General features: G+C 69.2%; 12 protein-coding genes. 5 read left to right on the forward strand and 7 right to left on the reverse strand.

Going from position 1 to position 9,093, the window contains the following annotated elements:
- Positions 1 to 17 precede the first annotated feature (17 nt).
- The 4 genes from ACFU95_RS42685 to ACFU95_RS42700 form a co-directional block, all read right to left on the reverse strand.
- Positions 18 to 686, reverse strand: a complete 669-nt coding sequence (locus ACFU95_RS42685) for a DsbA family protein (protein ID WP_383840417.1) — start codon at positions 684 to 686, stop codon at positions 18 to 20.
- Positions 683 to 2,722, reverse strand: a complete 2,040-nt coding sequence (locus tag ACFU95_RS42690) for a cytochrome c oxidase assembly protein (protein ID WP_383840420.1) — start codon at positions 2,720 to 2,722, stop codon at positions 683 to 685. Before ACFU95_RS42690 ends, ACFU95_RS42685 begins: the two co-directional genes overlap by 4 nt.
- Positions 2,712 to 3,314 (reverse strand): copper resistance protein CopC, encoded by a 603-nt coding sequence (locus ACFU95_RS42695; RefSeq protein ID WP_383840423.1) that lies wholly within the window; start codon positions 3,312 to 3,314, stop codon positions 2,712 to 2,714. The genes ACFU95_RS42690 and ACFU95_RS42695 overlap by 11 nt, the downstream gene beginning before the upstream one ends.
- 90 nt (positions 3,315 to 3,404) lie before the next feature.
- Positions 3,405 to 4,076, reverse strand: coding sequence for a hypothetical protein (locus ACFU95_RS42700; RefSeq protein WP_383840426.1), 672 nt, complete (start codon positions 4,074 to 4,076; stop codon positions 3,405 to 3,407).
- A gap of 294 nt (positions 4,077 to 4,370) precedes the next feature.
- On the opposite strand from ACFU95_RS42700, the gene ACFU95_RS42705 reads away from it, so the two are divergent.
- Genes ACFU95_RS42705 through ACFU95_RS42720 form a run of 4 tightly spaced genes read left to right on the forward strand, consistent with a single transcriptional unit; the run spans position 4,371 to position 5,929 of the window.
- The gene (locus ACFU95_RS42705; RefSeq protein WP_383840429.1) at positions 4,371 to 4,511 is read left to right on the forward strand and encodes a hypothetical protein; all 141 of its coding nucleotides are present in this window, start codon (positions 4,371 to 4,373) and stop codon (positions 4,509 to 4,511) included.
- A gap of 43 nt (positions 4,512 to 4,554) precedes the next feature.
- Positions 4,555 to 4,890: an ArsR/SmtB family transcription factor gene (locus ACFU95_RS42710; RefSeq protein ID WP_383840432.1), complete on the forward strand. Its 336-nt coding sequence runs from the start codon at positions 4,555 to 4,557 to the stop codon at positions 4,888 to 4,890.
- Positions 4,890 to 5,636 (forward strand): cation transporter, encoded by a 747-nt coding sequence (locus ACFU95_RS42715; protein ID WP_383840435.1) that lies wholly within the window; start codon positions 4,890 to 4,892, stop codon positions 5,634 to 5,636. The genes ACFU95_RS42710 and ACFU95_RS42715 overlap by 1 nt, the downstream gene beginning before the upstream one ends.
- The gene (locus ACFU95_RS42720) at positions 5,633 to 5,929 is read left to right on the forward strand and encodes a methyltransferase (protein WP_383840438.1); all 297 of its coding nucleotides are present in this window, start codon (positions 5,633 to 5,635) and stop codon (positions 5,927 to 5,929) included. The genes ACFU95_RS42715 and ACFU95_RS42720 overlap by 4 nt, the downstream gene beginning before the upstream one ends.
- 120 nt (positions 5,930 to 6,049) lie before the next feature.
- Here ACFU95_RS42720 and ACFU95_RS42725 read toward each other — a convergent pair whose 3' ends face one another.
- From ACFU95_RS42725 to ACFU95_RS42735, 3 genes are all read right to left on the reverse strand, one after another.
- Positions 6,050 to 6,535 (reverse strand): DUF5990 family protein, encoded by a 486-nt coding sequence (locus ACFU95_RS42725; RefSeq protein ID WP_383840441.1) that lies wholly within the window; start codon positions 6,533 to 6,535, stop codon positions 6,050 to 6,052.
- Positions 6,536 to 6,726: 191 nt separating this feature from the next.
- The gene (locus ACFU95_RS42730) at positions 6,727 to 7,461 is read right to left on the reverse strand and encodes a DUF899 domain-containing protein (RefSeq protein WP_383840444.1); all 735 of its coding nucleotides are present in this window, start codon (positions 7,459 to 7,461) and stop codon (positions 6,727 to 6,729) included.
- Between the two features lie 584 nt (positions 7,462 to 8,045).
- Positions 8,046 to 8,477 carry a hypothetical protein gene (locus ACFU95_RS42735; protein ID WP_383840447.1) on the reverse strand — a complete coding sequence of 144 codons (432 nt, stop codon included), beginning with the start codon at positions 8,475 to 8,477 and terminating at the stop codon, positions 8,046 to 8,048.
- Positions 8,478 to 8,794: 317 nt separating this feature from the next.
- On the opposite strand from ACFU95_RS42735, the gene ACFU95_RS42740 reads away from it, so the two are divergent.
- On the forward strand, positions 8,795 to 9,093 hold a 299-nt coding region (locus ACFU95_RS42740; RefSeq protein ID WP_383840449.1), incomplete at its 3' end, for a transposase.

Genomic DNA, 9,093 nt, shown 5'->3' on the forward strand with positions numbered 1-9,093 from the left:
TGGCCTCCCCGCGCACGTCAGTCGGCCAGCTTGTCGTCGATGAGCGCCTTGAACGCCTTGTAGGAGTTGGGGTTGGTGATCCGCTCTCCGTCGAAGAAGAAGGTGGGGGTGCCCTGGACGCCCAGGCCGAGGCCGTCGCGCTGGTCGGCCTGGATGCGTGCGGCCACCTTCGGATCGCGAAGGTCGGCGTCGAACCGGGCCATGTCCAGGCCGAGTTCCTTTGCGAAGCCGCGGAAGACGGACTCCTTCGACTCCTGGGCTTCGCCCCACTCCTTCTGGGTGGTGAAGAGCTTGTTGTACATCTCCTCGAACTTGCCCTGACGGGCGGCGGCTTCGGCGGTACGGGCGGCGAGTTCGCCGTTGCGGTGGCCGGGCATGGGGAAGTAGCGGGCGACGAAGGTGACCCGGTCGCCGTACTCCTCACGCAACTGTTCCACCACCGGGTAGTACGCCCCACAGCCCTCGCATTCGAAGTCGAGGAACTCGACGATGGTGAGCTCGTTCTTCTTGGGCTCGCTCAGGCGGTGGCTGGACTCGCGCACAGGCAGCGCTTCGGCCGCCGGCATCACATCCAGGCCACTACTGCGCCGATCTTCGGGGGAGAACAGCAGGTAGGACCCGAAGGCGGCGGCGAATCCGGCTACGAGTACGGCGGCGGCGATCAGTTGCTTCTTCAGCTTGCTCATGATTCCTCGGGGGTGCGGGAGTGGGCGGGGCGCCGGTCACGGGCGTGGAGGCCGGCGAGGTGGGCGTTGTAGGCGGCGAGCGGGTCGTTGTGGTCGCCGCGGTCGATCTGCCGGTCGATCCGGCGGGCTTCGCGCTGGTCGGAGCGGACCCACTGGATGGCCAGGATGAGTGTGGTGATCAGGACGGGGATGTCGCCGGTGGCCCAGGCGATCGCGCCGGCGTCGTACTGGTCGTCCATCGCCCGCTCGACCCACGGCCGGTCCAGCAGCGACCACCAGCCCTCGCCGATCAGCGCGGTGGAGCTCATCAGCGAGATGCTGAACCAGGAGTGGAACGGCATCGTCAGGATCAGCGTGAACAGCCGGCCCAGGTGCGGAGGGCGGCGTGGGCCCGGGTCGATGCCGATGATCACCCAGAAGAACAGCAGGCCGACGGCGAGGAAGTGCACCAGCATGAACATGTGACCGAGATGGCTGCGCATCAGCGTCTCGAACAGCGAGGTGTAGTAGACGACGAACGCGCTGCCGATGAACAGCACGCTCGCCACCACCGGGTGGGAGATGACCTTGACGTAGCGGCTGTGCAGCAGCTTCATCAGCCACTCGCGCGGCCCGTCCGGCTCGCCTTTCGGGGCGGTGGGCAGGGTGCGCAGGGCGAGGGTGGCGGGGGCGCCGAGGACCAGCAGGATCGGCACCGTCATCGCGAGGATCATGTGCTGGCCCATGTGCACGCTGAACAGCACCTTGCCGTACGCGTTGAGCCCGCTCATGGTGGCCAGCACGGTCACTGCCAGGCCCGCGAGCCAGGAAATCGTCCGCCCGACCGGCCACTTGTCGCCCCGTGCGCGCAGCTTCCGTACGCCTGCCAGGTACAGCAGCGCCGCGGCGGCCGTACCGAACGCGAACAGTGGGTCGAAGTGCCATTGCGTGAACAGCGGCGTCCACGGGAAGTCGCCGAGCGGTGGCGGCATGGCGAAGCCGAGGAGTTCCTCGGTGGGGGAGAGTTCGGCGTCTCCGGAGCCGGGTGCTGGGGTGCGGGCGAGTCCGACGGCCAGGCCCATCGCGGCGGACATGAGCAGGAGTTCACCGGCCGCAAGCCGCACGAACGTGCGCCGCCTGCCGTCGTTGAGGGCGGGCAGGGTGCGCCGCCGGTGCCACCAGCCGATGCCACCGAGCACTGCTAGCGCCAGCGTCTTGGCGAGCACCATCTGCCCGTACCGGCTGGTGAACACCTCGCCCACGGACGGGAACCGGACCGCTGCGTTGACGATCCCACTGGCCGCGACCGCGATCAACGCCCAGCCGGCGAGCGGGCTGAAACGCCGGACCGCTGTCGCCGCATCCGACTCGCGGCGCACGGCGACCACGAGAACGAAGACAAGCCCGCCAACCCACACCGCCACACCCACCAGGTGCAGGGCGAGGCTGGTGACCGCCGCGTCGTGGTTGCCCGCCGCCGAGGAGTGCCCGCTGAACGCCGGCGGCAGCATCCCCATGAGCGCGACCAGCAAGGCCAGGCGCGCCCACCACGCCGTGCCGATCCCCACACACAGGGTCGCGACAACTCCCGCGGCTGCCGCCATCAGGGCGTACGAGCGACCCTGGACATCGGTGGTGACGAAGTCGGCCACCACGGCGGCGGACGCCACCTCGCCGACCGGCTGGGCGAACAGGTCCGACAACGTCAGGACGAGGGTCGCCACTGACGCGGCGGCCCACCCCCCGGCCCCGACCGCGGCCCAGGTGAGATAGCGCAGCTGCGTCGGACCGAGCTTCCTGCCGCCCGGCAGCAGCACGGCAACGAGCAGCAGCGCGCCGACGGTGGCCACGGCGGACGCGTTCACGACCGTACGGGCCACCGGTAGGCCCCAGGCAGTGAGCGCCCCGGCATCCTCGATGCCGGGGACCTGGACCGCCGCGCCGCCACCGGCCCACACGGCGACCGCCGTCACCGCGACCGCGACGCCGAGCGAGGCGGCCAGGACGAGGGGCAGCCGCGGAAGTCGACGGGGTTTGACGGTGGCTTCAGCCGCCATGACCGGCTCGCCTCCGCCGCATCACGTACGCGCCCACGGCCGCCAGGGTCAGGACCAGCGCGCCGCCACCCACGAGGGCGGAGGTGTTCGTGCCGGATGGCTCCTCGGCGGCTGCATCCGCCTTGGCCGCACGGGCGGCGGGCGATGGCGGTGCGTCGGCAGACTGTTCCGCTCGCGGCGACGGGCTCGGGCTGCCGGCCGCCTTGACGGTGAACGTGTACGAACCGGAGACCGGGTGGCCATCGGCGGAGACCACCCGGTAGCCCACGGTGTAACGACCGGCCGGTGAGCCGGTTTCGAGCGGCAGGGTGACGGTTTTGCCGTCAACCTGAGGGTCGCCCGCAGCGGCCGACTTCCCGTCCGGGCCGGTGACAGCGACCTTGGCGTATTTCTGGGTCATCGAATCGCTGAAGGTCAGCGTGGCGTTCGGAGGCAGCCCGGCGAGCGTCGCTCGGGCGCCAGGACTGCTGGTGTCGAGGTCGGTGTGGGCCGCGGCCTGCGGAGCGGATACGGCCAGGACCGCCAGAGCGGTGGCGGGTACGGCGATGCCGCGTGCCGCCAGGCGGGCGGCAAGCCGAGGAAAGACGTTCAAGATGCGGGACTCTCTGTGTCCCCCGGCGAGGTGCTGCGCCGGGACGGGAAGGGACCGGCCCGCGCGACGGTCACCTCTGTGCCCGCCCCGTCAGGGCAGGCAGAGACCGCCGATCAGCGTCGGCCGGAGAAGGGCAACAGGGTTCTGCCCGGCCCGCGGGGGCGCCCTGCCCTCGTTCAGCCGAACCAGGAGCGCCGACATCAGCGGCGCGGTGTTCTGGGGGAATGTGGTCCGCGGGCCGTTGCCGTCACGGCTGCTCAGCAGCGGCCAGAGGAACAGCAACAGACGTTGTACGACGGTCAGCAGCGTCCTGCTCTGCCACAGCAGCCGCTCGGAGATGCCCAGCAGACGCGCGGCGAGCAGCAGCATGATGAGGTGACCGGCCAGCACCACCCCGGGCGACGGATCGGCGACCGTGCCATGCTCCACCAGCAGGGACAAGCCGCCGACGGAACCGCCCTGTTCCGTCACCGCCGCGCATGCGCCCGACAGGGAGTAGGCCGCGTGGTAGGCGAACTGCGCGGCCGTGAGCACGGCCAGCACTTGGGCGTCCGTCAGCCGCCGCCGCGTCAGTAGCACCGCGCCTGGGCCGGCCACCGCGGCCATCCCGGCCACGATGATCCACCGGGGCGCGTGGCACTGCGCCAGCACGTGTCCGGCCAGCGGCAGCAGCACACACAGCACTGCCAGCACACCCGCCCTGAGCCCTTGCAGCACGCCGGACGCCGGTGAGGCGGGTCCTCGCGGGCGGTGCGGTCGCATCAGGTGCGGGCCTTCGTGAGCCCCGTCCGGGATCGGACGGAAGAGCGGACATCGGACTGCGGGGCTGGACTCCCCGTACGCCTTGGCAGCGTACCGACCTCCCCGCACCTCGGTTCACAACAGGGTGACACCCGCGACCGGACCGCTCGACACATTCCCGCCAGTCAGACAGTTTCCGCAGGTCAGAGGCAACTTATCGCTCATGGTAACGGTCACCGATGCAGCCTTTGGTGATGGGCGTGGGTGTGCGCTTCACTTCGGGCAAGGCATCCGTCTCAGGGGGAAGGCATACGAATGAGTGATCACGATCACGAGCACAGCCCGGGACACCAGCACGGGGAGGGCGGGCACGCTGGGCATTCCCACGGGGTCTCGGCGGACAGCGACCGCCGCTGGCTGGCCATCGCCCTCGCACTGATCACCGACAGCAGATAATCCATGGTTTCCTGAATCCACGACTGCGTGTACTGTCGGGGACATGCTGAGCATCGCCTCCGACATCGACGCCCTGGCCCGCTTCGGCCGTGCGCTCGCCGACCCGATCCGGTGCCAAATCCTGCTCGCTCTCCGGGAAGCCCCCGCCCACCCGGCCGACCTGGCCGACAAGCTGGAGATCTCCCGCACCCGGCTGTCGAACCACCTCGCCTGCCTGCGCGACTGCGGCATCGTCGTCGCCGTCCCCGAAGGCCGGCGCATGCGCTACGAGTTGGCCGACGCCCGACTCGGCCGCGCCCTGGACGACCTGCGCGGCGCGGTCCTCGCAGTTGAGGCCGACCGCACCTGCGTGGATGCCGAAGAGAAGGGCTGCTGCTGATGACGTCCGTCTCGCTCGGCCCCACCCCGGACCGCCGCACCCAACTGGCCCGGCGCATACGCCTGCTGGTTGCCGCCACCATCACCTACAACGTCATCGAAGCGATCGTCGCCATCACCGCCGGCACCATCGCCTCCTCCACCGCCCTGATCGGCTTCGGCCTGGACTCGGTCATCGAGGTCTCCTCCGCGGCAGCCGTGGCCTGGCAGTTCTCCGCCACCGACCACGCCGTCCGCGAAGCCCGCGAGAAGACCGCCCTGCGCATCATCGCGGTGTCCTTCTTCGCCCTCGCCGCCTACGTCACCGTCGACTCCGTCCGTGCTCTCGCCGGCACCGGCGAAGCCCAGCACTCCACACCGGGCATCGTCCTGGCCGTGCTCTCCCTCGCAGTCATGCCGTTCCTGTCCGCCGCCCAGCGCCGCGCCGGCCGAGAACTCGGCTCCGCATCCGCAGTGGCCGACTCCAAGCAGACTCTCCTGTGCACCTACCTGTCGGCCGTCGTCCTCGTCGGCCTGCTCGCCAACTCCCTGTTCGGCTGGAGCTGGGCGGACCCGATCGCCGCACTGGTCATCGCCGCCGTCGCGGTCAAGGAGGGCCGCGAGGCTTGGCGCGGCGACAGTTGCTGTGCCGTCCCCATCGGTGGGATCACCGAAGCGGAAGCGGAAGGCCAGAGCGACAGCTGCGGCTGCGCTCCGGGCTGCGCCTGCTGCACGCCCGGCGAGGAGAAGGTGGCGGACGCCCGATGACCGGCTGGGCCTGGACGGCGTTCAGTGAGGGTCCGTTCGCGCGAGTCCGCAACCCGATCTTCACGGCCATGGCCGTCACTGGGCTCGGCATCACTCTCATGGTGCCGAACGTCCTTGCCGTCGCTGCTCTCGCCGCCTTGATCATCGCCGTCGAGCTGCAGGTACGGGTAGTCGAGGAGCCGTACCTCAGGGCCGTACACGGTGCGGCCTACACCGCCTACGCGGCTACCGCAGGCCGTTTCGTGCCGGGCATCGGACGAGGGCGCACAAGCAGCGAGGCCGCCGGTCTCTAGCGACAGCGCGATCTTGCGCCGGGTAAGACGCTGCGGTGCCTACGGTCGTCGTGCGCTCGCAACCAGCGCCCTCGGCCGATGCGACTGGCGGCTCGTCGAAAGGCTGCTGGATTGCACTGTTCAGTGATCGGCCCCCTCAACTGGTCCTGCTGTCCAGGTGATGCGTGGCGGCACGACGCGTGCGCACAGCGGTCCACCGCGGGCGTCGGTCAGGCCGAGGCGGCCGACCAGGAGGCCGGTGCGTGCGGAGGCTTCGAGGATCTCGTCGGGTACGGCGTCGAGCATCAGCTTGGCGCGGCGGAACATCGTGAATGCGCCGGAGTCGTCGATGGTGCCCCAGGAGAGGTAGATGAACCTCGCTCCCGGACGTCCCTGTACATGTGGGCCCTTCACGTCGGTTCCGTTGGGTGTGGCTGCTGTGGTGCACTCCAGGGTCCAGGTCGCGGAGGCGGCATCGCCGGGCTGTGGGTCGAGGAGTTCAGTGGGTCGGTCTCGGCGTTGTACCGCGACGTGGATGTTGCGGTACACGGGAACAGCGTCGCCGCTGAATGCTTCGGGCGGGCAGGTGAGGCCGGGCAGGTCGACGGCGTCGATGCGGATGCGCATGCCCCTCGTCATTCACGCCCCTGTTTGTGCTCGTGTGTCTCGGTCTCCTGCCGCTCGTGCCCGCCACGGCCGTGGTCCACGTCGACCAGCGCTCCTGTGCCGGCCCCACCACCTTGTCCTCCTGCCGGCAGATCCGGTTCACCCGTGCTGAGTTCAGGTTCTCCGCGTGCAGGTCGGGACCAGACGACCATTCAGGTCTTGCCGTACTCGTCGTGGCGGCGCAGCCAGTGGGTCTCCTCGCCCTCCTCGTGGCGGCCGAGCGGCGCCCGGTCGAGGAGTCCGTAGTAGGCCATGGCGGGTTCGAGGCCGCGCGCGGTAGTGGCGTACGTCCGGTAGACGGTGCCGTCCGAGAGCGCGTAGGCGCTCAGCCCCGGCCCCTCGGTGACGTAGCTGCGCACGTCCGTGCCGGACAGCCCGGCCATCTGAGTCACGATCGGCGGGATGTCGCCCTCCAGGAACGGCCGCAGCTCCTCCTCGGTGTACTGGAAGCCGAGGTCGCGGTGGAAGTCGCTGCCATCCGCGGAGACCCAGTCGAAGTTCCAGCCCATCCGGTCCCGGTACGTGAGGAGCTTGTCGATCGGTGCTCGCGAGGAGCAGATCAGCGTCACGCCGCGGGCCTTGAGATGGACCACGTTGGGAGAGAGGGTGTCCGCGATCGAGGAGCAGACCGGGCATCCTGCCTCGTAGGGCGGGCCGAACATGAAGTGGTAGACGAGCAGCTGCGGTCGCCCGTCGAAGAGGTCCGCGAGCGACTTGGCCCCGTCCTCGGTCTCGAAGCGGTAGTCCTTCTCTACCGGCACCCAGGGAAGCGCCCGCCGCTTCCGCGCGAGCTCGTCGCTGCGTCGGGTGAGTGCCTTCTCCTCCGCGAGCAGCTCTTGGCGGGCTGTCTCGAATTCCTCCTGTGTGCCGACCTCGTGCTCGGGCATTGCCTCTCCCTCCTGTGCGGGAGCAGACCGCCGGAACGCGTGTGGCCGCCTGCAGCGGCTGCCGGTAGTGGCTGCACCGGCGTACCCGACCGTCCTCATATCCACCGTACGCGTGCGGCGGCGGGCCTTCGACCCCACCTGACGGCCCTCGCCTTTGCCACCCATGGCATCAGGATGAGGCTCTCGCCGAGGGGCCTGGCGCGGTCACGTTGCCGGGCCTTCGTGCTGGTGCTGCCGGTGCAGGGGCCGAGTCATCGGCACAACCGTCGGCACTGCGTGACGGGCCTCGTCGCAGCCGCCATGGGCGGCGAGACGGCCCGGACACCGGATGAGGTGGAAACCTCGGGTGCCTGTAATGCGGTCGGTGATGCTGAGGGTGGTTTGGCCCTGCGCTGACCATCCACTGGTGAGGAAGCACGTTGGGTGGAGGCTCCGAGCGCTCTGCTGTCACCGATGTGCTGGTTGCCTGTGGCGAAACGGAGACTTCGTGCCAACTGGTCACGATCAGAAGTGAGTTGGTGTTCGTTGCAGGGCGGGTGAGGACGCGGTCGCTCACCCGCCCGGGTGTCGCGTGGGGCGTCGGGTCAGCTCGGCTGCCGCGTGGCGTGGTAGTGCTCGGCGAGCCGGGCCAGGGCGACGGCGCCGAGCAGGAGCCCGAAGTCGCGCAGGGCGATGTCGTAGTGGCCGGGGATGGTCAGCGGGTTGACGATGATGCCCGCGAACCAGCCGGCGACCAGCCAGCCCCCGAAGCGCGGGGCCACGGCGACGGTGATGCCGGCGACGATCTCGATGACGCCGACGGCGTACATGGCGGCCTGGGCGCTACCCGGAACCAGGTCGTTGATCCACGGGGCAAGGTAGGTCGGCCAGTCCACGAGCAGGTTGGCGAACTTGTCCAGGCCGAACAGGATCGGGGCCACGGTGAAGCCCGTCCGCAGGATCCAGTACGCCTGGTAACCGGGGTCGGCTGCCAGGCTGCGCCGGGATGTGGCCGACGCGGCGCCGGTGGACAGCATGGCACCCTCCTCTTCTATAGACAGCATTCGCTATCAATAGAAGTCGGTCCTGCCTCTTTAAATCCATGCCCTTATTGAAATCTTGACGGAATGCGAATGGATGCCTATCGGTTTCCGTCGGAGTCGGTGCTGGACTGCGCCGGGGGAAACGCTGGCGAGGACCGACTTCTCACCTTAACTTGATCTTTAACGTCCGGCGTCGAATGGTCCGTCGAACTTGATCACTCGGTTCGGTAACTGCCGTACACGAATGCGGCCTTCGGCTGAATATGTGCTCCGACCAAGGAACACACACATTCAGCACGAAGGCCGTGAAGATGAGTCTGCTGCATCACGACGTCCGGCGAGAGCCGTTGGCGCAACTGTCATGCTTCCGGGGCGAGTTCTATGCCTGTCTGACCGCTCGTTCGGACGCGTTGTTCGAGCTGGCTGATGCTGTTCTGTGCGGCGACGGGCCGGTGAGGTCGCTGGCCGAGCTGTCGCTGGTGGGTGAACACCGCCGCGGCCATGGAGGGCTCTACGCGGCGGTGGCTCGTGGACGCATCGATGCCGGCCGGCTGCGGCGGGCACTGGCCGAAGTACCACTGCCGCGGGCTGGCGACGGCCGGCTGGTCCT

The sequence above is a fragment of the Streptomyces sp. NPDC057623 genome (assembly GCF_042800355.1).
Classification (GTDB): domain Bacteria; phylum Actinomycetota; class Actinomycetes; order Streptomycetales; family Streptomycetaceae; genus Streptomyces.